Source organism: Variovorax sp. Soil_C_33 (assembly GCF_057656935.1).
This window is the reverse complement of record NZ_JBDGJK010000013.1, coordinates 26,176-47,309: the sequence shown is the minus strand read 5'-3', so window position 1 is coordinate 47,309 and position 21,134 is coordinate 26,176. Positions and strand designations below refer to the sequence as shown.

The window sequence follows — 21,134 nt, the reverse complement described above, 5'->3', positions numbered from 1 at the left end:
TCCCTTCGAGGAGCCCATTTTGAAACCGGAGTCGCACTGGTCGCGGTCGACTTCCACAGGAGTAGTTATGAAATTCGTCGCTTATGAGCGCGCAAAGCAGGGCACGGGTGCGAGCCGCCGTCTCCGCATCACGGGCAAGACGCCCGGTATCGTCTACGGTGGCGAAGGCCAGCCGCAATTGATCGAGCTCGATCACAACGCGCTGTGGCACGCCCTCAAGAAGGAAGCCTTCCACTCGTCCATCCTCGAGATGGAACTCGCCGGCGCTACGACCAAGGTCCTGCTGCGCGACGTGCAATACCACCCGTTCCGCCCGCTCGTGCAGCACGTCGACTTCCAGCGCGTCGATGCCCGCACCCGAATGACGGTCAAGGTGCCCCTGCACTACAAGGGCGAGGAAGAGTCCACGGCCGTCAAGCTGGACCACAACCTCGTGAACCACGTGATGACCGAAATCGAAGTCAGCTGCCTGCCGGCCGACCTGCCCGAGTTCATCGAAATCGACCTCTCCGGCCTGACGAAGAACGCCACGCTCCACGTCAACGACATCACGCTGCCCAAGGGCGTGAAGTTCGTGAGCCACGGCAAGGTCAACCCGGTGCTGGTGTCGGCCGTGCCGCCGCTGGTGGCTGAAGAAGCCGCTCCGGCAGCCGAAGGCGCTGCCCCGGCAGAAGGCGCCCCGGCTGCCGCCAAGACGGACGCCAAGGCTGCGCCTGCCAAGAAGAAGTAATTTCTTCGCGCCTCCAGCCTGAAACGGCCCGCCTCGCGCGGGCCGTTTTTCTTTTTGCAGCCACGGATAATCCCCTCCATGATCAAGTTGTTCGTCGGCCTGGGCAACCCCGGCCCGGAGTACGAAGCCACGCGGCACAACGCAGGCTTCTGGTGGATCGATGCGCTCGCGCGCGAGCGCAAGCTCGCGCTTTCGCCCGAGCGCGCCTACCACGGCCTGGTTGCGCGCATGCAGATCGGCGGGCAGCCCGTGTGGCTGCTCGAGCCGCAGACCTTCATGAACCTCTCGGGCAAGTCGGTTGCCGCATTGGCCCGATTCTTCAAGATCGAGCCGAACGAAATCCTGGTGGTGCACGACGAGCTCGACGTGGTGCCCGGCCAGGCCAAGCTGAAGCTCGGCGGCAGCCATGCCGGGCACAACGGCCTGCGCGACATCCATGCGCAGCTCGGCACCGGCGACTACTGGCGGCTGCGCCTGGGCATCGGCCATCCGGGCGTGAAGTCCGAGGTGGTCGGCTGGGTGCTGAAGAAACCCCTCAAGGAACAGCGCGAAGCGATCGACGACGCGATCGCCCGCACCCTGCATGCCTTTCCGGCGCTGGTGGCCGGCGAGATGGACAAGGCGACCCTGCTCATCCACACGAGCAAGCCGCCGCGCCCCAAACCACCGCGGCGCGAGCCGGGCGACGGGGGTGAACCCGCCGCGGGCTAGCGGAAAGCGAAGCAAGGGAGAGAAAGAAAAATGAAACTGTCAGAAGCATCGATCGCCGCCCTCCTCGCGGCAGCCTGCGCCCAGTTGGTGCCGCCTGCAGCCCACGCAGGCACGGAAACCTGGCGCTGCGGCAACACCTATACCGACCAGCCGTGCCAGGGCGGCAAGGCGATAGTCCTCGACGACGCGCGCGATGCGACGCAAAAGCGCGAGGCCGACGGCGCCACGCGGGAGGCCCTGGCTGCCGCCGAACCGCTGGAGCGGGAGCGTGTCCGGCTCGAGTCCGCGCAGGCCCGCCGCGCACCAGCGCTGATCGACAACAAGCCGCTCAACGCGAAGCCGGATCCACCGCAAGGCCCGGGCGTTGTGCAGAAAAAGAAGAAGATCAAAAAGGAATCCGACTACTTCAGCGCCCACGACCCGATCGCCACGGCGAAGAAGAAGGCCGCAAAGGCCGCCAGCAAGAGCGCCGGCAAAAGCTAGGAAGCCGCCTTGGCGGCAGTCAGCCGCTGGAACTTCTGCCACAAGGTCTCACGCGTCTCCAGATGCGCGGGATTCTTCGGGATGCAGGCCACCGGGCACACCTGCACGCACTGCGGCTCGTCGAAGTGGCCCACGCACTCGGTGCACCTGTGCGGGTCGATCTCGTAGATCTCCACGCCCATGTAGATCGCGTCGTTGGGGCACTCCGGTTCGCACACATCGCAGTTGATGCATTCGTCGGTGATCATGAGGGCCATGGCGCGAATTATCCGCCGGCCGCCGCGGGGCCGCCCCCAAGGCGGCCGAAGCCCCCACAGGGGGCAGTGAGGACGCGAAGCGCCGAACGTGGGGGCAAACAGTTCAGGCATGGTCGTTGCGTCCGTCGGGTTATGCTGCCCCCCGCCCTATGAGCCTGTTTCTCTTCAAGCGCTTCGTGACGCTGATCGCCACCTTGATCGGCGCTTCGGTCATCGTGTTCCTCGTGCTGGAGATCCTGCCCGGCAATGCCGCGCAGATGCTCATGGGCCCGGACGCCTCGCCCGACGCGGTGGCGGCGCTGGCCGCCAAGCTCGGGCTCGACCAGCCGGCCTGGACCCGCTACTGGCACTGGATCGGCGGTTTGCTGACCGGCGAGCTCGGCGACAGCTACGCCTACAGCTCGCCGGTGCTCGACCTGATCCTCGAGCGCCTCGCGCTGACCGTGCCGCTGGCGCTGCTCGCGATGACCCTCACCACCGTGCTGGCGCTCATCGTGGGCGTGACGGCCGCGGCGCGCCACAACAAGCTCGGCGACGTCGGCCTCATGGGCCTGACGCAGGTGGGCATCGCTATCCCCAACTTCTGGTTCGCGATCCTCCTGATCCTCGTCTTCTCGGTGCAGTTGCAGTGGTTCTCTGCCGGCGGCTTCGAAGGCTGGGGGGAAGGCGTGTTCGCCGGGCTCAAGGCGCTGCTCTTGCCGGCCCTCTCGCTCGCGGTGGTGCAGGCCGCGATCCTGGCACGCATCACCCGCTCGGCCGTGCTCGAGGTGATGCGCGAAGACTTCGTGCGCACCGCGCGCGCCAAGGGCGTTTCGCAGCGGGCCGTGCTGTGGACCCATGTGCTGCGCAATGCGCTGATCCCGGTGATCACCGTGATGGGCATGCAGTTCTCCGAGCTCTTGGCCGGCACCATCGTGGTGGAGAACGTGTTCTACCTGCCGGGTCTGGGCCGGCTGATCTTCCAAGCCATCAGCAACCGCGACCTGATCGTGGTGCGCAACTGCGTGATGCTGCTGGCCGCGATGGTCGTCATCGTCAACTTCGTGGTCGATGTCCTGTACGCCGTCATCGACCCGCGCATCAAGGCGAGCGACATATGAGCCCCCTCGGCTTTTCACTCCGCTTCGCTGCGTGTAACTCCACCCCCCGTGGGGGCGGCGCAGCGCGCCTTGGGCCGGCCCGGCGGCGACCGCTATGAGCGCCGTTCCCACCCAAGTGCCGAGTGCAGCCGCCTTCAAGGTGCCCGGCTTCTGGCGCCGCGCACTGCACCACCGCAGCTTCACCATCGGCGCCGTGCTCACGCTGCTGCTGCTGCTCGCGGCCGCCGTCTCGCTGATCTGGACCCCCTGGTCCCCGTACGAGATGGACATCGCCAACAAGCTCAAGCCGCCGAGCGGCGCGCACTGGCTGGGCACAGACACCTTCGGCCGCGACGTGGCCTCGCTGCTGCTGGTGGGGGCGCGCGCGTCCATCCTGGTCGGCGTGATCGCGGTCGGCATCGGCCTGGCGGTGGGCACCGCGCTCGGCCTGCTCGCGGCGGCGCGGCGCGGCTGGGTGGAGGAAGCGATCATGCGCTTCACCGATTTCTCGATGGCCTTTCCCGCCATCCTGTCGGCCATCATGATGACGGCGGTGTTCGGCGCCGGCATCGTCAACGCGATCATCGCGATCGGCATCTACAACATCCCGACCTTCGCCCGCATCACGCGCGCATCGGCCAACGCGATCTGGTCGCGCGAGTACGTGGCGGCCGCGCGCGCCTGCGGCAAGGGCGCGTTCGCGATCACCATGCAGCACGTGCTGCCCAACATCTCGGCCGTGCTGATCGTGCAGATCACGATCCGCTTCGCCATCGCGATCCTGGCCGAGGCCGCCCTCTCCTACCTCGGCCTCGGCACGCAGCCGCCGCAGCCTTCCTGGGGCCGCATGCTCAGCGAAGCCCAGACCATGATGTTCCAGGCGCCGCTGCTCGCGGTCTTTCCGGGCATGGCGATCGCGCTGGCTGTGCTCGGCCTCAACCTGCTGGGCGATGGCCTGCGCGATCTGCTCGATCCGCGCCTGGCCCGCGCCCGTTAGGTCCCGCACCATGCCTCTGCTCGAAGTCAACAACCTTCACGTCCAGCTGCAGACACAGCGCGGTCCCGCCGAGGCCGTGCGCGGCATCGGCTTCACGCTGGAACGCGGCGAGACGATGGGCATCGTCGGCGAGTCGGGTTGCGGCAAGTCGATCACGGTGCAGTCGCTGATGGGGCTGCTGCCGGCCAGCGCCGAGGTGACGGGCAGCATCCGCTTCGACGGCACCGAACTCGTCGGCCTGCCCGAGCGCGCGATGTGCGATATCCGCGGCAACCGCATCGGCATGATCTTCCAGGAGCCGATGACGGCGCTGAACCCGGTCCACACCATCGCGCGCCAGGTCGGCGAGCCGCTCCGGCTGCATCGCGGCCTCTCGAACGCCGACGCGCGCCAGGAGGCACTGGCGCTGCTCGCACGCGTCGGCATCCCCGATGCCGCAGCGCGGCTCGATGCCTATCCGCACCAGTTCTCGGGCGGACAGCGCCAGCGCATCGGCATCGCGATGGCGCTGGCCTGCGGGCCCGACCTGCTGATCGCCGACGAGCCGACGACCGCGCTCGACGTCACGATCCAGAAGCAGATCCTCGAACTGATCCAGAACCTGGTGGCCGAGCGCGGCATGGCGCTGATCCTGATCTCGCACGACCTGGGCGTAATCGCGCAGAGCGTCTCGAAGATGCTCGTGATGTACGGCGGCAGTGTGGTCGAGAGCGGGCCGACCGCGGCCGTGTTCGCCGAGCGCGCCCATCCGTACACGCAGGGCCTGTTCGCCGCTCGGCCCGCGCTCGGCGCGCCGCGCGGCCTGAAGCTCGCGACCATCAAGGGCAGCGTGCCTGAGCTGGTCGACCTGCCGGCGGGCTGCCCCTTCGCGGGCCGTTGCCGCTTCACGATCGACGACTGCCACACGACGCGTCCGCCGCCCACGCAGATGCCGCACAACCACCAGGTGCGCTGCATCCGGCTCGACGACGTGATCGCCGAAGGAGTGACTGCGTGACGGCTCTGCTCGAAGTCAGCGACCTGGTCCGCCACTACACGCTGCCGCGCGAGCGCCTCTTCGGCCCGCCGCCGTCGGTCAAGGCGCTCAACGGCGTGAGCTTCAGCCTGCGCGCGGGGCAGAGCCTCGGCATCGTCGGCGAATCGGGCTCGGGCAAATCGACCATCGCACGGCTGGTGATGGCGCTCGACAAGCCGACCTCGGGCACCGTGAAGCTGCTCGGCCGCGACCTTCATGCCCTGCCCAGGGGCGAGCTGCGCGCCGCGCGGCGCGACGTCCAGATGGTGTTCCAGGACCCCTACGGTTCGCTGGATCCGCGCCAGACCGTGGCGCGGATCGTCGCCGAGCCGTTGGAGGCGCTGGCCGAAACCAGCCGCGCGGAGCAGCGCGAGCGCGCCGGCGAATCGCTCGCCGCCGTCGGCCTGCGCGCCACCGACCTCGGCAAATACCCGCACGAGTTCTCCGGCGGCCAGCGCCAGCGCATCGCGATCGCGCGGGCGCTGATCACGCGGCCCAAGCTGATCGTCGCCGACGAGCCGGTGAGCGCCCTTGACGTCTCGGTCCAGGCGCAGGTGCTGAACCTCATGCAGGACCTGCAGCAGCAGTTCGGCATCAGCTACCTGCTGATCAGCCACGACCTCGCGGTGGTCAACCACCTGTGCGACGAGGTCTGCGTGCTGCACCGCGGATTGGTGGTCGAGCGCGGCACGCCGCAGCGACTGTTCGCGCATGCGGAACACCCCTATACCCAAGCCCTGCTCGCTGCGGTACCAAGGGCGGAGCCTGCGGCCGTGCAAAGCCAGATGCTTGCGGCCGGCGAGGCCGCTCGCGCATGATGTAACGATTGCTTTCTTCTCAGTTTTTTCCTGGAGCCCTGACCATGTTGAAACGCCGCACCCTTCTGACCACCGCCGCACTGGCCACCGTGCCGCTCGCACTGCCGCAAGCCGCACTGGCGCAGGGCCGCAAGGATTCGATCGTGCTCGGCATGGCGCTGGAACCGCCGGGGCTGGACCCGACCGCGGGCGCGGCCGCCGCGATCGCCGAGATCGTGCAATACAACATCCTCGAGACGCTGACCAAGATCAATGCCGACGGCAGCGTCACGCCATTGCTGGCCGAAAGCTGGGAAGTTTCGCCGGACCTGCGCACCTACACCTTCAAGCTGCGCCAGGGCGTCAAGTTCCAGAACGGCGAGCCCTTCAATGCGCAGACGGTCAAGTTTTCCTTCGACCGCGCCGGCGGCGAGAAAAGCACCAACAAGGACAAGCGCACCTTCGCCAACATGACAACGCAGGCGGTCGATGCCAATACCGTAGTCGTCATCAACAAGGAGATCGACCCCGACCTCCTGTTCGTGCTGGGCCAGGCTACGGCCGTCATCGTCGAGCCCAAGAGCGCCGACACCAACGCCACCAAGCCGGTCGGCACCGGCCCGTACAAGCTCGACAGCTGGAGCAAGGGAAGTTCGATCGTGCTGAGCAAGTGGGAGGGTTTCCGCAATCCGGGCGCGGCGAAGCTTCGCAAGGTGACCTTCCGCTTCATCTCCGACCCGGCCGCACAGGCCGCTTCGCTCCTGGCCGGCGACGTCGATGCGTTCCCGCGCGCGGCGACACGCATCGTTCCGCAGTTCAAGAACAACCCGCAATTTCAGGTGATCCTGGGCGGCTCGCGCGCCAAGACCATTTTGGCCTTCAACAACAAGAAGAAGCCGCTGGACGATGTGCGCGTGCGGCGCGCGATCTCGGCGGCCATCGACCGCAAGGCCGTCATCGAAGGTGCGGCCGACGGCTTCGGCGTGCCGATCGGCAGCCACTATGTGCCCGGCGCCACCGGCTTCGTGGATACCACCGGCGTCAATCCCTTCAACATCGAGAAGGCCAAGGCCCTGCTGGCCGAAGCCGGCGTCAAGACGCCGCTCGAACTCACGATGACGCTGCCGCCCCCTCCCTATGCGCGCCAGGGCGGCGAGGTGATCGTCGCGCAGCTGGCCAAGATCGGCATCACCGTGAAAGTGCAGAACGTCGAATGGGCGCAGTGGCTGAGCGGCACCTATGGCAACAAGGACTACGACCTCTCGATCGTTTCGCACGTCGAGCCCTTCGACCTCGGCAACTACGCCAAGCCGGACTACTACTGGGGCTACCAGTCGAAGGAGTTCAACGCGCTGTTCGACAAGATCAAGACCACGCCCAACCCGGCCGAGCGCGTCAAGCTGCTGGGCGAGGCGCAGAAGCTGCTCGCTGCCGACGCGGCCAACGGCTTCCTGTTCCAGCCCCAGTTCCCGACCATCGCGAAGAAGGGCGTGAAGGGGTTGTGGAAAGACATGCCGATCTTCGCCAACGACCTGTCGGCGCTGTCGTGGTCGTGAGCCGCCGGGCCGCCCCCAAGGCGAACGCCGCAGCGCGCAGCGCGGAGGCTGCCGAGTGAGCCGCAACCTTCACGACCTGTCCGCACGGGAACTCGCCGCCGCCTATCGCGACGCCAGCCTTTCGCCGGTCGAAGTCACGCAGGCCGTGCTCGACCACATCGCGCGCTGGGAGCCCCATCTGCAGGCCACCTGGCTGCTGCGCCCCGAGGCCGCGCTCGAACAGGCGCACACCTCTGAAGCGCGCTGGCGGCGCGGCGAGCCGCTCGGCCCGCTCGACGGCGTACCGACGACGATCAAGGAGAACATCGCGACGCGCGGCGATCCGATGCCAGCCGGCACGGCCGCCGTCGAACTGCGGCCTGCCGCGGCCGATGCGCCCCCGGCGGCACGCCTCAAGGAAGCCGGCGTGGTCGTCGTGAGCAAGACCACCATGCCCGACTACGGGATGCTGTCCTCGGGCCTTTCGAGCTTCCACACGCTGGCGCGCAACCCCTGGGACCTGCGCAAGACCCCGGGCGGATCGAGCGCCGGCGCAGGCGCCGCGGCGGCGGCCGGCTACGGCCCGCTGCACATCGGCACCGACATCGGCGGCTCGCTCCGTCTGCCGGCGGCCTGGTGCGGCATCTTCACCCTCAAGCCCAGCCTGGGCCGGATCCCGATCGATCCGCCGTACATGGGCCGCGCCGCCGGGCCGATGACGCGCAGCGTCGCCGATGCTGCGCTCATGATGCAGGCCCTGGCCCGCCCCGACGCGCGCGACAGCATGAGCCTGCCGGCGCAGGACATCGCATGGTCCGAGTTCGATGTCCCCGCGGATCACTTGCGTGGCCTGCGCATCGGTCTTTTGCTCGATGCCGGCTGCGGCCTCGCGGTCGAGCCCGAGATTCGCGCGGCGGTCGAGCAGGCGGCGCGCCTCTTCGAGCAGGCCGGCGCCATCGTCGAGCCGATGCAGTCCTTCATGTCGCAGGCCATGCTCGACGGCATGGACCACCTGTGGCGCATGCGCTCGCTGGTGGACATGAACGCGCTCCCGCCCGCGCAGCGCGCGAAGGTGCTGCCCTACATCCGGGACTGGGCCGAGAGCGCAGCGGGCTTCAGCGGCGAGCACGTATTCCGCGCCTTCAGCCAGTTCCATGCGACGCGCGTCGCGGCGGTGGCGGCCTGCGCGAAGTTCGACTACGTGATCTCGCCCACTGCGCCGAACTCGCCGGCAGCCGCCGAACTGCCCTCGCCCACCAATGACCCGCTGCGGCCGCTCGAGCACATCGGCTTCACCGTGCCGTTCAACATGTCGGAGCAGCCGGCCGCGTCGATCAATTGCGGGTACACCAGCGAAGGTTTGCCGATCGGGTTGCAGATCGCGGGACAGCGCTTCGACGATCTGGGCGTGCTCAAGGTCTCGCGTGCCTTCGAGCTGATCCGCGAGCCGCAGCGGCCCTGGCCGGAACCGCCCGGCGCCTGAGACCTGGCGCTGCCGGCCCGCATCTCAGACGAGGTGCGAAGCCAGCAGTCCACGCGCGCGGGCGACGAAATCCGACTCGCCACGCCGCGCGGGCAGGAAATGAAAACCCACCCGCGGCAGCGCCGGCAGGCCGTGCGGCGGCGGCAGGCGCGCCACGCCCTCGCACAGCGCCGATTCGTTGAGGCAGGCCACGCCCAGCCCGGCCGCCAGCGCCGATTGCAGGCCGGCAACGCCCGAGGCCACGTGTGCCACCGAATAGGGCACGCGCCGCTTCTGCAGCAGTTGCACGGTGAACTGGTGCAGCGAGCAGGTGTCGGGCAGGACCAGGAGTCGCAGCGGGTCGCAGCGCGCGATGCGCAGGCCGGCTGCGCCCATCCACGCCAGCGATTCGCGGCGCAGCACCGGTGCCTCCGGCCTGGCCGCGGCACCCGGCGTGCCGGTGATTCGCATCGACAGGCCGACGTCGAAGTCACCCTTCGCATACCCGGCCTCGATCGCGCCGCTCTTGAGGATGCTCACGTGCAAGCGCACCTGCGGATAGCTCTCGCCGAGGCGGCTCAACAGCCGGGTCAGGTCGCCCGGCCTGAAGTAATCGGTGACTGCGAGCCGCAATTCGCCCTGCAGCGCTTCACCGCGCATATCCCGAAAGGCCTCGTCGGAGAGCGCCAGGAGCCGATGCGCATGCGCCAGCAATCGGATGCCCGCCGCCGTGGGCGCCACCCCGGCCTTGCTGCGCGTCAGCAGCGACTGGCCGACCCGTTCCTCGAGCTTGCGCATCTGCTCGCTGACGGCGGATTGCGACAGGAAGACCTGCGGCGCCGCCGCCGTGAGGCTGCCCGCTTCGGTGACGGCGACGAAGGTCCGGAGTTGCTCGAGATCGAAGGCCTGCATGGCGCAATCCATTCGTGAAACAGATGACAATCATCATATCTTCCCGCTTTTCCGATGCCATCGATCTTTCCACAATGGCGGCACCAACCACCAAAAAGGAAAGCGCCATGCCTCACATCGTCATCCATCTCTCCGGCCAACCCGACGCCCAGCTCACCCGCCGGACCGTCGACACGGTGGCAGAACTGACGCAGACCGTGCTCGGCAAGAAACTGCCGGTGATCGCCGTCACGGTGCAGTACATCGCGGACGACGCCTGGTTCGTCGGCGGCCGATCGCTGGCCGAGCTGGGCAAGTCGGCATTCCATCTGGACATCAGCATCACCGACGAGACCAACACCAAGGCGGAGAAGGCGCGCTACCTGCGCGAGGTCTACGCGGCCATGGCGGCGCTGCGCAAGAACCTGCACGATGTGTCGTACGTGCACCTGATCGATGCGCGCGCCGCCGCCTACGGCTATGGCGGCCTGACGCAGGAGTACCGCCATCAACAGGCCGGGGTCTAGCACAATAAGCTTCATGCAAGACAGCCTCGGCAACCCGGTCAGCCTGACAGACGCGGCCAGCCTGCGCGCCGTCAACGACTTCGTCGAAGGCTTCATCGCCTGCGAGGCGCGCGCGGTCGACGTGCTGGCCGCCGCGCAGGACGAGAGTCCGATCGTGCAGGCCTATTGCGCCACGCTGCACCTGTTTGCCGAATCGCGGGATGCCGCTTCCAACGCGCGCCCCTTTCTCGAGCGCGCTCGAGGCGGCGCAGCCCGCGCCAGCTCGCGCGAGCAGCGCTACATCGCGGCGGTCGCGGCGTGGTCCGATGGCGACATCGCGCGCGCGATCACGCTGCACCAGGAGCAGGCACGCGAACATCCGCGCGACCTGGCTTCGCTCAAGCTCGGCCAGTACCACTGCTTCAACACCGGCGACTGCCCCGGCATGCTGCGGCTTGCGCTGGCGGCGCTGCCCGCGGCCGCCGACGTGCCCTACCTGCACGGCATGGCCGCCTTCGGTTACGAGCAATGCCACCTGATGCGCGAGGCCGAAGCCAGCGCGCGCCGCGCGATCGCGATGGAACGCAAGGAGCCCTGGGCACACCATGCGCTCGGCCACGTCATGCTGACCGAGGGCCGGCTCGCCGAGGGCCTGGCCTTCATGCAGGAGGTGAGCGACACCTGGGTCGGACTCAACTCCTTCATGGTGACGCACAACTGGTGGCACGTGGCGCTGTTCCTGATCGACCTGGGCAGGGACGCCGAGGCACTCGCCGTCTACGACCAGCAGGTGTGGGCCGTGGTCAAGGACTATTCGCAGGACCAGATCGGCGCAGTGTCGCTGCTCGCGCGCTTCGAACTCGCGGGCATCGATGTGGGCGAACGCTGGCAGGACCTGGCCGGCTACCTCGCGCAACGGCTCGACGACCACGTGCTGCCCTTCCTCGATCTGCAGTACCTCTACGGCCTGGCTCGCGCCGGACGGCCCGAGGCCGAGGCCTTGCTGCGCAACATCGAGGCCTACGCAGCGCATGCGCCGGCCTCGTCGCGACCCGCCTGGCAGCGCGTCTGCGTGCCTGCGGCGCATGGACTCCTTGCCCATGCGCGCGGCGACTTCGGGGCAACGATCGAATCGCTGGGGCAGGCGCTCCCGCGCCTGATGGAGATCGGCGGCAGCCATGCACAGCGCGACCTGTTCGAGCAGGTTTACCTCGACGCGCTGATCCGCAGCGGCACCGCGGCCGCGCTGGCTGGCGCCCAAGGCATCCTGCAGCAGCAGGTCAACGGGCAGCCGGAATCGCTGCGCCTGCGCCGGCAGGCCGATGCGGTCTACACCGCGCTGGGTTTGCGGGCGGCGGGCAGGTCAGCGCCGGCGGTGAAAGCTCCCGCCTGAGCGCTGTCCGCACGCGGGGATCACCCCGTCAGTGCGCAGTCCGGTCGTGCCACCAGCGGCTGTAGTCCTTGTCGGTCAGCAGCGTCCACAGCGCCAGCACCAGGACCACGAGGCCGGTGATGACTGCCGTGAGCATGGCGTCGCCATGGGCGTTGAAGCCGAGCACCCACGGGGATGCCATCAGCCAGAGCCCCAGTGCCGCTTCGACCCACTCTTCCCAGGCCTGGGGGAGCAGCATGGCGCCGAAGGCCGCGGCGATGAGCGCCACGCCGACGATCACAGCGTTCGGCATGGCAGAAGCCTCGCCGGTGTAGCCCAGGATCCAGGGCGAAAGAGCCAACCAGACACCCAGTGCACCGTTGACCGGGTCTTGCCAATGCTTGAGTTGCATCATGGTCTGTACCTCCAGCCGGCAATAAGGCGCCGGCATCCGTTGGAGCCGCGCTTGACAGCCGAGTTTCCGGCCTAGGGAGCTATGCCAAATAGTGCCGGAAGGAGCATCATTCATGCTGACGAACCCACGGTATGGGCTCATTGCGAGGCAGAGCGTGGCAAGGTTCAGAACGGTCTTCTGGCTCGGCGCGGCGCTCGCCGGGGTGGCTGCGCTCGTCGCCTTCGCCGTGGACGAACTCAAGACCTCGCGGCTGCAATCGGCGCTGTGGCACGACTACGCCCGAGACGCGCGCTTCAGCGTCGATGCCGGCGCCAGCGACGCCATCCGTTTTCCCCATAGCGGCCCCTACGACGAGCGCCTGGGCTACCGCCAGCTGCCCGACTACATCGAGCGCCTGCAGGCCCAGGGCTACGTGCTGACCCGCCAGGCGCGCATGTCGCCGCGGCTGATCGAGCTGCATGAGCGCGGGCTTTTCGGGCCCTACCGCGAGAAGAACCAGGCCGGCTTGACGGTGCGCGACTGCCGCGCGCAGACGCTGCTGCGTACGCGGGTGCCCCAGCGCGTGTACGAACGCTTCGAGGAGGTGCCGCCGCTGCTGGTCAACGCCCTGCTCTTCGTCGAGGACCGCCATCTGCTGGATGCCCAGCCGGCGCAGCGCAACCCCGCGATCGATCCGGAGCGCTTCGCGAAAGCCGCGCTCGAGCAGATGCACCGGGCGCTCGACGTCACGCGCCCGGCCTCCGGCGGCAGCACGTTGGCCACGCAGATCGAGAAATACCGTCATTCGCCTGGAGGCCGCACAGCCTCGGTCGGCGACAAGCTGCGCCAGATGGCATCGGCCTCGCTGCGTGCCTACCAGGACGGCGACGACACGCTAGCGCGGCGCCGGCAGATCGTGGTCGACTACCTCGACACCGTGCCTCTGGCCGCACGTCCGGAGTACGGCGAGGTCCACGGCCTGGGCGACGGCCTGTGGGCCTGGTACGGGCGCGATTTCGGCGAAGTCAACCGCCTGCTGGCCGACACCGGCGAAGAGGCAGCCCCTTCGGACGAGGCCCTGCGCCGCCAGGCCGAGGCCTTCAAGCAGGCGCTGTCGCTGATGATCGCGCAGCGCCGTCCGTCGCAGCACCTGCTCGGCAAGGGCGAGGGCCTGGCGCGGTTGACCGACAGCTATCTGCGGCTGATGGCCGATGCGGGCCTCATCGCGCCCGCGCTGCGCGATGCCGCGCTGGCCGTCCCGCTGCAGCGTCAGGGCGAGTTGCCGACGGCGCCGCGTCCGGACTTCGTCCAGCGCAAGGCGGTGAACGCGTTGCGCACCCACGTGGCCACGCTGCTGGATGTGCCGCGCGCCTATGACCTCGAGCGCCTCGACCTGGAAGCGGAAACCAGCCTCGACAACGAGGCCCAGGCGCTTGCCACGAACGTGCTGACCCGCTTGCGCACGCCCGCCGCGACGAAGGCTGCAGGGCTCGTCGGCGATCACCTGCTCGATCCGGGCGCAAATCTCAACCCCCTGATCTACAGCTTCACGCTGTACGAGCGCGGCTCGCAGGCGAACCTGCTGCGCATTCAGGCCGACAACATCGACCAGCCCTTCGACGTGAACCAGGGCGCCAGGTTGGACCTCGGCTCGACGGCCAAGCTGCGCACGCTGGTCAGCTATCTCGAACTGGTGGCCGAGATGCACGAACGCTGGTCCGGGCTCGACGCGGCCGCGCTGTCCGCATTGAAGCCCAGCGATCGCGATGCGCTCGGCACGTGGGCGCGGCAGTACCTCCTGCGCGCCAAGGACCGCAGCCTCGCACCCATGCTGGAGACGGCGATGCAGCGCCGCTACTCGGCGAGCGCGGGCGAAGCCTTCTTCACCGGCGGCGGCCTGCATCGCTTCGAGAACTTCGATCGCACGCATGCAGACGCTTCGATGACCGTGCAGGAAGCCTTCAAGCATTCGGTCAACCTGGTGTTCATCCGCCTGATGCGCGACATCGTGCGCCACCGGATGTTCGGCAGTGCCGACGATGGCCAGCGCCTGCTGCAGGACCCGGCCGACCCGCGTCGCCGCGAGATGCTCGCGCGCTTCGCCGACCGCGAAGGCTCGGCTTACCTTGCGCGCTTCCATCGCAAGTACAAGGGCAAGTCGGCGGCCGAGGCGGAAGCGCTGCTGCTGCGCGGCGTGCGCCCCTCCGCGCCGCGCCTCGCGAGCGTGCTGTTCACGATCGAGCCCGAAGCCGGCGATGCGCAGCTCGACGAGCTGCTCGCGCGCAAGCTCGGCCGCGGTGCCGGCTCGCCGCGCACACTGCGTGCACTGCGCACCACCTATGCGGGTTTGTCGCTCGCCGACCGCGGTTACGTGGCCCGCGTGCATCCGCTCGAGCTCTGGCTGGTCGGCTACCTGCGGCGCCACCCGGACGCGACGCTGGCCCAGGCGCTGGACGCGAGCCCGGGCGAGCGACAGGAGGTCTATGCCTGGCTCTTCAAGACGCGCCACAAGAGCGCGCAGGACCGGCGCATCCGCGAGTTGCTCGAACTCGACGCCTTTGCGCAGGTTCATCGCTCATGGCAGCGCCTGGGCTACCCCTTCGCCTCGCTGACGCCTTCTTACGCCAGCGCGATCGGCGCTTCGGGCGACCGGCCGGCGGCGCTGGCGGAACTGATGGGCATCCTCGTCAACGACGGCGCGCGGCTGCCGGTGCAGCGCGTCGGCGCACTGCACTTCGCACGCGACACGCCCTACGAGAGTCGGCTCGAGCAGCGCGCCCCCGCGCTGCAGGTGCTGCCGCCCGAGGTGGCCGCGACGGCACGCCGCGCACTGTTCTCGGTGGTGCGCGAAGGCACGGCGAGACGCCTCAAGGGGACGTTCGTGGGCGCCGACGGCCGCGCGATGGAGATCGGCGGCAAGACCGGCACCGGCGACCATCGCTACGAACTCAGGGGGCGCAGCGGCCAGGTGATCGCCGAGCGCAAGATCGGCCGCTCGGCCACCTTCGTCTTCATGATCGGCGATCGCTACTACGGCACGATCCTCGCGTACGTGCGCGAGCCCCACGCCGCGCGCTATCGCTTCACGAGCGCGCTGCCGGTACAGCTGCTGAAGTCGCTGGGGCCCCAGTTGCTGCCGGTGCTCCAGCGCAACGGATGCGGCGAGAACGGCCGCTCATGATTTCCTGAGGTGGCGGCTCTGGTCGTAGGTGGGCTGCGGCGGCAGATCGGCCAGGTGCCGCGTGTCCGCCCAGTCGACGATCTCGATGCGCTCCGGCGCCGCGGCATCGGTCATGCGGATGCGGTTGAAGCCCGCATTGGGAATCTCGCTCTGCCGCGGCCCGTTCAGGCCCAGGCCGCGCGCGGTGCGCCAGACCATGTCGAGCACGCCGCCATGCGTGACCACCAGCACCTTCAGCCCTGCATGGGCGGTTGCGATGCCGCCCAGCGCCTCGATGATGCGCGCATGAAACTGGCGCGCCGACTCGCCTTCGGGCATGGCATGGTCTTCCCGGAACTGGAGCCAGTCCTCCCAGGCGCGCGGATGCAGGCGCTGGATCTCGTCGGCACGCATGCCTTCGACGATGCCGAAGTGCTGCTCTCGCAGCGCGGCCGATGTGATGACGTCGAGTTCGAGCTGGCGCGCAGCCGGTGCCGCCGTCTGCTGCGCGCGCATTAGGTCGCTGCTGATCAGCTGCTGCACCGGTTCGCCTGCGAGCCGCAGCCCGAGCCGGCGCGCCTGCTCGTGTCCAGTGTCGTTGAGAGGAACGTCGATGTGGCCTTGAAAGCGGAGTTCGCGGTTCCAGTCGGTTTCGCCGTGGCGGATCAGGATGATTTCGGTGGACATGGTCTGGGCTCTATTCTCCTCGCAGCAGATGTCAGCAATTCGGCCGCCGCCTCATTGCCTCGGATCGCGGAGAATCCGGCGATGTCCCGTCTTGTCCTGTTGCCCGGCCTCGCCTGCGACGAGCGCCTCTGGGAGGCGCAGATGCCTGCCCTGCCCGCCACGCTCGACGTGCATGTGAGCGATGCCCACATGCGCCACGATCGCATCGAAGCCATGGCCGAGGCCGTGCTGCGCGAGCATGCCGGCCCGCTGATCCTCTGCGGCGCCTCGATGGGCGGCATGATCGCGATGGAGGCCGCGCGCCAGGCGCCGGAACGCATCGCAGGGCTCGCGCTGCTCGGCACCAATGCGCGGCCGGAAACGCCCGACATGTACGCGCTGCGCGAATCGGCGATCGAGCTTTTCGAGCAGGGCGAGGCGCGCGACGTGATCGAGTTCAACGCGGGCTTCGCCTTTCATCCGGCGCAGGCCGGCGACAGGGCGCTGGTGCGGCGCTATGTCGAACTCGTGCTCGACGCCGGCGCGCAGCAGTTGATCCGCCAGAACCGCGCGCTGATGGAGCGTCCCGATGCGCGCCCGAATCTGGCTTCGCTGCGCTGCCCGGTGCTCGTGGTGTGCGGCGACGGCGATCGGCTGACGCCGCCCGAATGCTCGCAAGAGATTGCGCAGATCGTGCCGCATGCCGAGCTCGTGTGGGTGGTGGACTGCGGCCACATGCTGACCATGGAGAAGCCCGCCTTCGTCAACGCCGCGCTGGTTCCGTGGCTCGAGCGCTTGCTGGCCTAGTTCAACTGACCGCCCGTTTCGCGCACGTCCTCGCGCACCGCGAGCGATGTGCCGACTGCGATGCGCAGCGCCGCGATCACGGTCTCGAGCGCCATGCTCGGCAAGCCCGGAAAACGCGTCGCCTGTTCCGGCAGATAGGGAATGTGGATGAAGCCGCCGCGCATGCCCGGCACCGGCCGCGTCGCGATGCGGTGCATGAGACCGAAGAACAAGTGATTGCAAACGAAGGTGCCGGCTGTGTTCGACACCGCGCCCGGGATGCCTGCGGCGCGCAGATCGCGTACGATGGCCTTGATCGGCAGGCTCGAGAAATAGGCGGCCGGCGCGCCCGCCACCACCGGAACATCGATCGGCTGGCAGCCCGCGTTGTCGCAGATGCGGCCGTCGTCGACGTTGATCGCGATGCGCTCGGGCGTGATCTCGCTGCGGCCGCCGGCCTGGCCGATGCCCAGCACCAGCTGCGGCTGCAGTTCGTCGATGGCGCGATCGAGCTCGGCGAGCGCCGCGCCGAACACGCAGGAGATGCGGCGCGCATGCACCGCGGCGCCTTCGCAGCGCCAGCCGTCGAGCGCGCGCACCGCTTCCCACGAGGGATTGAGCGCTTCCTTGTCGAAGGGCTCGAAGCCGGTCAGCAACACGTTCACGGCGCGTGACGGCGCTCAAGCCGTGGCGGCGACCGCAATGCCCTCGGTCGCGAGGCGCTCGCGGATGCGCTTTGCGAACGCCAGCGCATGGGCGCCGTCGCCGTGCAGGCACACCGTCTGTGCATTGACGCCGACCACCGTGCCGTCGATGGCGGTCACCTTGTGATCGCGCACCAGGGAGAGCGTCTGCGCCAGCGACTGCTCTTCGTCCTCGATCAAGGCACCGGGCCGGCTGCGCGGCACCAGGCTGCCGTCGGGCATGTAGCCGCGATCGGCGAACACCTCTTCCACCGGCTTGAGGCCGGCGCGTTCGGCGGCGCTGATCATGCCGCTGCCCGCGAGTCCGAAGAAGCGCAGGCCGGGGTCGAAGCGCCGCACAGCCTCGCAGATCGCCTCGGCCAGCACCGGGTCCTTCACCGCCTGGTTGTAGAGCGCGCCATGCGGCTTGACGTGCGCCAGCGTGCCGCCTTCGGCCTTGACGATCGCCGCCAGCGCGCCGACCTGGTAGAGCACGCCGGCAACGATCTCTTCGGGCGGCAGCTTCATTTCGCTGCGGCCGAAGTTCTCGCGGTCGGGGAAGCTGGGATGCGCGCCGATCGCCACGCCGTTGTTTATGGCCCAGCGCACGCACTGGCGCATGGTCTTGGCATCGCCCGCATGCCAGCCGCAAGCGATGTTGGCCGAGCTCACGAGGTGAAGCAGCGCTTCGTCGTTGCCGCAGCCTTCGCCGAGGTCGGCGTTGAGGTCAATCTGCATGGCTTTCTCCTGTAGGGCAATTCTGCGCCGCGGGGCGCCAGCCTGCAGACGCCAGGGCTTGCGCCACCTGGGCCAGGTAGCGCTGCTGCTCGGCCCAGGCCTCCAACGCCGCGGCCGCATCGACCTGCACGAGCCGCAGCCGGCCGTTGAGCGGCGCCCGCGCGAGTTTCCAGAGGTCGGCCCGGATGACGACGCCGATGCGCGGATAGCCGCCGGTGGTCTGCGCATCGCCCATCAGGATGATCGGCTGCCCCGAGGGCGGCACCTGGATCGTGCCGGGGATCACCGCCGACGACAGCATGTCGGCGCTGCGTTTGCGCTTGAGCTCCGGGCCTTCCAGCCGGTTGCCCATGCGGTTGCTCTGCGACGTGGTGCGCCAAGGCTCGCGCCACAACAGCTCGCGCGAGGCCACGGTGAACTGTTCGAACTCGGGCCCCGGCATGACGCGCAGCAGCAACGCGCCGTCGTCCTCGTGCTCCCATTCGGGCGCGCGCAAGCCGAAGGGCCGCCGCGCCATCTGGGCCGCGTCCAGCGCTGGTGCGCCCAGGGGCAACCGGTCGCCCTTCTTGAGCGCGCGGCCCAGATGACCGCCGAAGCCGGCCTTCAGATCGGTGCTGCGCGAGCCGATGACCAGCGGCACGTCGATGCCGCCTGCGATCGCCAGCCAGCTGCGCAGCCCTTCCTTCGAACTCCACTGGTTGGCAGCTTCCAGCTTGAGCACCTGGCCGGCCGCCACCGGGACGCTCCAGCAGGGCCAAAGCGGCGCGCCGTCGAGCCGGGCGCCGAAGTCGTCGCCTGCCAGGGCGATGCGGGTGGGCGATTCGAACCGGATTTCGCAGCCGCCCATCGTGAGCTCGAGGCCGGCCGCGCCGTCGGCGTTGCCGACCAGCCGGTTGGCCAGCGCGAGGGCCAGCGCATCGAGCGCGCCGCCCGGGCAGATGCCCTGCTGGCGATGGCCATAGCGCCCCAGGTCCTGCACCGAAGCCAGCATGCCGGGGCGCAGGATCGCGATGCCGCCGCTCGCCGCCGTCAAAGCTCGACGCTTTCCGCGACGAAGCGCACGCGGTCGCCGGGGCGCAGCAGGGTCGGCTCGTCCGCACGCGGATCGAAGAGCTCGATCGGGGTCCGCCCGATCAGTTGCCAGCCGCCCGGCGACACCAGCGGATAGATGCCCGTTTGCTCGCCGCCGATGCCGACCGAACGGGCCGGCACCGCCACGCGCGGTTCAGCGCGACGCGGCGTCGCGAGTTCGGGCGCGAGCCCGCCCAGGAACGCGAAGCCGGGCAGGAAGCCGAGCAGGTAGACCACGTACTCGCCCGCACTGTGGCGCCGCACGACTTCGGCCGGCGTCAGACCGGTATGCGCAGCCACGTCGGCGAGGTCGGGGCCGGCCTCGCCGCCATAGGCGACCGGAATCTCGATCTCGCGCCCCTGGATCGAGGTCGCGGCCAGTTGCGGCCAAGCGGAAAGCACCTGCATCTCGAGTTCGGCGGCATCGATCTGCTCCGGGTCGAACAGCAGGCTCAGGTTGTTCATGCCGGGCAGGACTTCGTGCACGCCGCGCCACTGCACGGCTTCAGTCGCCAATGCCCAGATCTGCTGCTGCTGTGCCAGTGTCGCCGGTGCGGGGAGTTCGCACAGCAGTGCGGCATCACCCAGCGCGTGGAGACGGGGCGATGTCATTCGCGGCCGAGACTCCGCACCTTGGCCATCAGGCTGTCCTGGACGTTGGGCGAGACAAACTTGTCGACCTCGCCGCCGAGCATCGCGATCTCGCGCACGAAGGTGCTCGAGATGAACTGGTACTTGTCGCTCGGCGTCAGGAACACCGTTTCCACATCCGGCATCAGCGAGCGGTTCATGCCGGCGAGCTGGAACTCGTAGTCGAAGTCGGTCACCGCGCGCAGGCCGCGCACCATCGCCTTGCCGCCGCGCGCGACGACGAAATCGCGAAGGAGGCCAGAGAAGCTTTCCACGGTGACCTGGTCGCTGTAGGGCTGCACCGCCGTGCGCGCCATGTCCATGCGTTCCTGCAGCGTGAACAAGGCCTTCTTGTGATGGCCGGCCGCCACCGCGACGATGACCTTGGAAAATAGCTGGGTCGCTCGGCGCACCACGTCTTCATGACCGAGCGTCATGGGGTCGAAGGTGCCGGGGTATACCGCGATCACGTTGCTGGACATGGTGGCTTCCTCCTCGTGCAGTTGATGCGGCCTGATCCGGCGGATTATGCAGTGCTGTCAGTCGCAAGTATCAAGAGATGCGCATGCACCGCGCCGGCCTTGAGATAGCGATAGGCCGCGAGCCCCAACGCGGCCAGTTCCTCGTCGCTCCATCGGCGAGCGGCTTCGAGGTAGACCACGCCGTTGGGCCGCAGCGCCCGCGCCGCGGCGCGCAGCGCGGGCTCGTAGAGCGCGGCGTTCTCGAAAGGCGGATCGAGGAAGACCGCATGCACGCTGCCGGCCGGCGTGCGTTCGAGCAGGGTGACGCCGTTGCCGCGCTCGATGCGCACCGCTTCGGCTGCCAGCTTGCTCTTCAGGGTCTGCAGTTGCGCAACCAGCGCCGCGTCCTGCTCGCACAGCAGCACCGAAGCGGCGCCGCGCGACGCGGCTTCGAGACCCAGCGCGCCGGTGCCGGCGAAGGCGTCGATGCAATGCCAGCCCGGCAGTTCGCCGCCGCCGGCGCCGGCCAGACTCGCCAGCCAGTTGAACAGCGTTTCGCGCACGCGATCGGGCGTGGGGCGCAGGCCGGGCTTGTCGGCCACGGCGAGGCGCGTGCGCCGCCATTGGCCGCCGATGATGCGGATGACATGGGGCGCCTTCGCGAGCTTGGGCGAGGCTGCAGGAGTGGTTCGGGGTGTCGCTTTCACGCG

General features: G+C 68.7%; 23 protein-coding genes. 13 read left to right on the top strand and 10 right to left on the bottom strand.

The annotated features are described in order from the left end of the window. Nucleotides 1–67: 67 nt before the first annotated feature. The 3 genes from AC3A6B_RS19980 (at nucleotide 68) to AC3A6B_RS19970 (ending at nucleotide 1,924) form a co-directional block, all read left to right on the top strand. A complete protein-coding gene (locus tag AC3A6B_RS19980; protein WP_487838407.1) occupies nucleotides 68–730 on the top strand; it encodes a 50S ribosomal protein L25/general stress protein Ctc in 663 nt (220 codons plus the stop codon). A 78-nt stretch (nucleotides 731–808) separates the two neighbouring features. After that, the gene (gene pth, locus AC3A6B_RS19975) at nucleotides 809–1,441 is read left to right on the top strand and encodes an aminoacyl-tRNA hydrolase (protein ID WP_487838406.1); all 633 of its coding nucleotides are present in this window, start codon (nucleotides 809–811) and stop codon (nucleotides 1,439–1,441) included. Between the two features lie 30 nt (nucleotides 1,442–1,471). Then, nucleotides 1,472–1,924 carry a hypothetical protein gene (locus tag AC3A6B_RS19970; RefSeq protein ID WP_487838405.1) on the top strand — a complete coding sequence of 151 codons (453 nt, stop codon included), beginning with the start codon at nucleotides 1,472–1,474 and terminating at the stop codon, nucleotides 1,922–1,924. Here the strand turns inward: AC3A6B_RS19970 and AC3A6B_RS19965 are convergent. After that, nucleotides 1,921–2,181 (bottom strand): YfhL family 4Fe-4S dicluster ferredoxin, encoded by a 261-nt coding sequence (locus AC3A6B_RS19965; RefSeq protein ID WP_487838404.1) that lies wholly within the window; start codon nucleotides 2,179–2,181, stop codon nucleotides 1,921–1,923. The two genes, AC3A6B_RS19970 and AC3A6B_RS19965, sit on opposite strands and share 4 nt — an antisense overlap. A gap of 149 nt (nucleotides 2,182–2,330) precedes the next feature. On the opposite strand from AC3A6B_RS19965, the gene AC3A6B_RS19960 reads away from it, so the two are divergent. The 6 genes from AC3A6B_RS19960 to AC3A6B_RS19935 all read left to right on the top strand — a co-directional run bounded on the left by AC3A6B_RS19960 (nucleotide 2,331) and on the right by AC3A6B_RS19935 (nucleotide 9,087). Further along, nucleotides 2,331–3,281, top strand: coding sequence for an ABC transporter permease (locus AC3A6B_RS19960; protein WP_487838403.1), 951 nt, complete (start codon nucleotides 2,331–2,333; stop codon nucleotides 3,279–3,281). A gap of 94 nt (nucleotides 3,282–3,375) precedes the next feature. After that, nucleotides 3,376–4,257, top strand: a complete 882-nt coding sequence (locus tag AC3A6B_RS19955) for an ABC transporter permease (RefSeq protein ID WP_487838402.1) — start codon at nucleotides 3,376–3,378, stop codon at nucleotides 4,255–4,257. 10 nt (nucleotides 4,258–4,267) lie between these two features. After that, nucleotides 4,268–5,254 (top strand): ABC transporter ATP-binding protein, encoded by a 987-nt coding sequence (locus AC3A6B_RS19950; RefSeq protein ID WP_487838401.1) that lies wholly within the window; start codon nucleotides 4,268–4,270, stop codon nucleotides 5,252–5,254. Then, nucleotides 5,251–6,090 (top strand): ATP-binding cassette domain-containing protein, encoded by an 840-nt coding sequence (locus AC3A6B_RS19945; protein WP_487838400.1) that lies wholly within the window; start codon nucleotides 5,251–5,253, stop codon nucleotides 6,088–6,090. Before AC3A6B_RS19950 ends, AC3A6B_RS19945 begins: the two co-directional genes overlap by 4 nt. Before the next feature lie 44 nt (nucleotides 6,091–6,134). Continuing rightward, nucleotides 6,135–7,625 (top strand): ABC transporter substrate-binding protein, encoded by a 1,491-nt coding sequence (locus AC3A6B_RS19940; protein WP_487838399.1) that lies wholly within the window; start codon nucleotides 6,135–6,137, stop codon nucleotides 7,623–7,625. Between the two features lie 55 nt (nucleotides 7,626–7,680). Further along, nucleotides 7,681–9,087, top strand: a complete 1,407-nt coding sequence (locus AC3A6B_RS19935) for an amidase (protein ID WP_487838398.1) — start codon at nucleotides 7,681–7,683, stop codon at nucleotides 9,085–9,087. A 24-nt stretch (nucleotides 9,088–9,111) separates the two neighbouring features. Here the strand turns inward: AC3A6B_RS19935 and AC3A6B_RS19930 are convergent, their stop codons facing one another. Then, the gene (locus AC3A6B_RS19930; protein ID WP_487838397.1) at nucleotides 9,112–9,978 is read right to left on the bottom strand and encodes a LysR family transcriptional regulator; all 867 of its coding nucleotides are present in this window, start codon (nucleotides 9,976–9,978) and stop codon (nucleotides 9,112–9,114) included. Between the two features lie 107 nt (nucleotides 9,979–10,085). Between AC3A6B_RS19930 and AC3A6B_RS19925 the strand changes: the two genes are divergently transcribed. Both AC3A6B_RS19925 and AC3A6B_RS19920 read left to right on the top strand, forming a co-directional pair. After that, entirely contained in the window at nucleotides 10,086–10,484 is a 399-nt protein-coding gene (locus AC3A6B_RS19925) for a tautomerase family protein (protein ID WP_487838396.1), read from the top strand. 13 nt (nucleotides 10,485–10,497) lie between these two features. After that, nucleotides 10,498–11,856, top strand: a complete 1,359-nt coding sequence (locus tag AC3A6B_RS19920; RefSeq protein ID WP_487838395.1) for a tetratricopeptide repeat protein — start codon at nucleotides 10,498–10,500, stop codon at nucleotides 11,854–11,856. A 28-nt stretch (nucleotides 11,857–11,884) separates the two neighbouring features. On the opposite strand, the gene AC3A6B_RS19915 is transcribed toward AC3A6B_RS19920, so the two are convergent. Further along, nucleotides 11,885–12,250, bottom strand: a complete 366-nt coding sequence (locus AC3A6B_RS19915; protein ID WP_487838394.1) for an SPW repeat protein — start codon at nucleotides 12,248–12,250, stop codon at nucleotides 11,885–11,887. 154 nt (nucleotides 12,251–12,404) lie between these two features. Between AC3A6B_RS19915 and AC3A6B_RS19910 the strand changes: the two genes are divergently transcribed. After that, entirely contained in the window at nucleotides 12,405–15,410 is a 3,006-nt protein-coding gene (locus AC3A6B_RS19910) for a transglycosylase domain-containing protein (protein ID WP_487838393.1), read from the top strand. Here the strand turns inward: AC3A6B_RS19910 and AC3A6B_RS19905 are convergent. Next, entirely contained in the window at nucleotides 15,405–16,076 is a 672-nt protein-coding gene (locus tag AC3A6B_RS19905; RefSeq protein ID WP_487838392.1) for a histidine phosphatase family protein, read from the bottom strand. The genes AC3A6B_RS19910 and AC3A6B_RS19905 overlap by 6 nt on opposite strands. A gap of 81 nt (nucleotides 16,077–16,157) precedes the next feature. On the opposite strand from AC3A6B_RS19905, the gene AC3A6B_RS19900 reads away from it, so the two are divergent. After that, nucleotides 16,158–16,862 (top strand): alpha/beta fold hydrolase, encoded by a 705-nt coding sequence (locus tag AC3A6B_RS19900; protein WP_487838391.1) that lies wholly within the window; start codon nucleotides 16,158–16,160, stop codon nucleotides 16,860–16,862. On the opposite strand, the gene pcp is transcribed toward AC3A6B_RS19900, so the two are convergent. From pcp to AC3A6B_RS19870, 6 genes are read right to left on the bottom strand one after another with little or no spacing between them, the layout of a single operon-like run. After that, entirely contained in the window at nucleotides 16,859–17,500 is a 642-nt protein-coding gene (gene pcp / locus AC3A6B_RS19895) for a pyroglutamyl-peptidase I (protein WP_487838533.1), read from the bottom strand. The two genes, AC3A6B_RS19900 and pcp, sit on opposite strands and share 4 nt — an antisense overlap. Nucleotides 17,501–17,521: 21 nt before the next feature. Continuing rightward, nucleotides 17,522–18,262 carry a 5-oxoprolinase subunit PxpA gene (gene pxpA, locus AC3A6B_RS19890; protein WP_487838390.1) on the bottom strand — a complete coding sequence of 247 codons (741 nt, stop codon included), beginning with the start codon at nucleotides 18,260–18,262 and terminating at the stop codon, nucleotides 17,522–17,524. Continuing rightward, nucleotides 18,252–19,295, bottom strand: coding sequence for a 5-oxoprolinase subunit C family protein (locus tag AC3A6B_RS19885; RefSeq protein ID WP_487838389.1), 1,044 nt, complete (start codon nucleotides 19,293–19,295; stop codon nucleotides 18,252–18,254). Before AC3A6B_RS19885 ends, pxpA begins: the two co-directional genes overlap by 11 nt. Next, on the bottom strand, nucleotides 19,292–19,945 hold the full coding sequence (gene pxpB / locus AC3A6B_RS19880) for a 5-oxoprolinase subunit PxpB (protein WP_487838388.1): 654 nt from the start codon (nucleotides 19,943–19,945) through the stop codon (nucleotides 19,292–19,294). The genes AC3A6B_RS19885 and pxpB overlap by 4 nt, the downstream gene beginning before the upstream one ends. Then, nucleotides 19,942–20,445: a pantetheine-phosphate adenylyltransferase gene (coaD, locus tag AC3A6B_RS19875; RefSeq protein ID WP_093109048.1), complete on the bottom strand. Its 504-nt coding sequence runs from the start codon at nucleotides 20,443–20,445 to the stop codon at nucleotides 19,942–19,944. The genes pxpB and coaD overlap by 4 nt, the downstream gene beginning before the upstream one ends. A gap of 44 nt (nucleotides 20,446–20,489) precedes the next feature. After that, nucleotides 20,490–21,131 carry an RsmD family RNA methyltransferase gene (locus AC3A6B_RS19870; protein ID WP_487838387.1) on the bottom strand — a complete coding sequence of 214 codons (642 nt, stop codon included), beginning with the start codon at nucleotides 21,129–21,131 and terminating at the stop codon, nucleotides 20,490–20,492. Nucleotides 21,132–21,134: the final 3 nt, after the last annotated feature.

What these genes read in the sequence shown, in the direction of transcription:
- AC3A6B_RS19920 (WP_487838395.1), top strand. Translation starts at nt 10,498, where the DNA reads ATGCAAGACAGCCTCGGCAACCCGGTCAGCCTGACAGACGCGGCCAGC.
- AC3A6B_RS19965 (WP_487838404.1), bottom strand. Translation starts at nt 2,181, where the DNA reads ATGGCCCTCATGATCACCGACGAATGCATCAACTGCGATGTGTGCGAA.
- AC3A6B_RS19905 (WP_487838392.1), bottom strand. Translation starts at nt 16,076, where the DNA reads ATGTCCACCGAAATCATCCTGATCCGCCACGGCGAAACCGACTGGAAC.
- pxpB (WP_487838388.1), bottom strand. Translation starts at nt 19,945, where the DNA reads ATGACATCGCCCCGTCTCCACGCGCTGGGTGATGCCGCACTGCTGTGC.
- AC3A6B_RS19930 (WP_487838397.1), bottom strand. Translation starts at nt 9,978, where the DNA reads ATGCAGGCCTTCGATCTCGAGCAACTCCGGACCTTCGTCGCCGTCACC.
- AC3A6B_RS19900 (WP_487838391.1), top strand. Translation starts at nt 16,158, where the DNA reads ATGTCCCGTCTTGTCCTGTTGCCCGGCCTCGCCTGCGACGAGCGCCTC.
- AC3A6B_RS19970 (WP_487838405.1), top strand. Translation starts at nt 1,472, where the DNA reads ATGAAACTGTCAGAAGCATCGATCGCCGCCCTCCTCGCGGCAGCCTGC.
- AC3A6B_RS19980 (WP_487838407.1), top strand. Translation starts at nt 68, where the DNA reads ATGAAATTCGTCGCTTATGAGCGCGCAAAGCAGGGCACGGGTGCGAGC.
- AC3A6B_RS19960 (WP_487838403.1), top strand. Translation starts at nt 2,331, where the DNA reads ATGAGCCTGTTTCTCTTCAAGCGCTTCGTGACGCTGATCGCCACCTTG.
- coaD (WP_093109048.1), bottom strand. Translation starts at nt 20,445, where the DNA reads ATGTCCAGCAACGTGATCGCGGTATACCCCGGCACCTTCGACCCCATG.
- AC3A6B_RS19940 (WP_487838399.1), top strand. Translation starts at nt 6,135, where the DNA reads ATGTTGAAACGCCGCACCCTTCTGACCACCGCCGCACTGGCCACCGTG.
- AC3A6B_RS19950 (WP_487838401.1), top strand. Translation starts at nt 4,268, where the DNA reads ATGCCTCTGCTCGAAGTCAACAACCTTCACGTCCAGCTGCAGACACAG.
- pth (WP_487838406.1), top strand. Translation starts at nt 809, where the DNA reads ATGATCAAGTTGTTCGTCGGCCTGGGCAACCCCGGCCCGGAGTACGAA.
- pxpA (WP_487838390.1), bottom strand. Translation starts at nt 18,262, where the DNA reads ATGCAGATTGACCTCAACGCCGACCTCGGCGAAGGCTGCGGCAACGAC.
- AC3A6B_RS19955 (WP_487838402.1), top strand. Translation starts at nt 3,376, where the DNA reads ATGAGCGCCGTTCCCACCCAAGTGCCGAGTGCAGCCGCCTTCAAGGTG.
- AC3A6B_RS19925 (WP_487838396.1), top strand. Translation starts at nt 10,086, where the DNA reads ATGCCTCACATCGTCATCCATCTCTCCGGCCAACCCGACGCCCAGCTC.
- AC3A6B_RS19915 (WP_487838394.1), bottom strand. Translation starts at nt 12,250, where the DNA reads ATGATGCAACTCAAGCATTGGCAAGACCCGGTCAACGGTGCACTGGGT.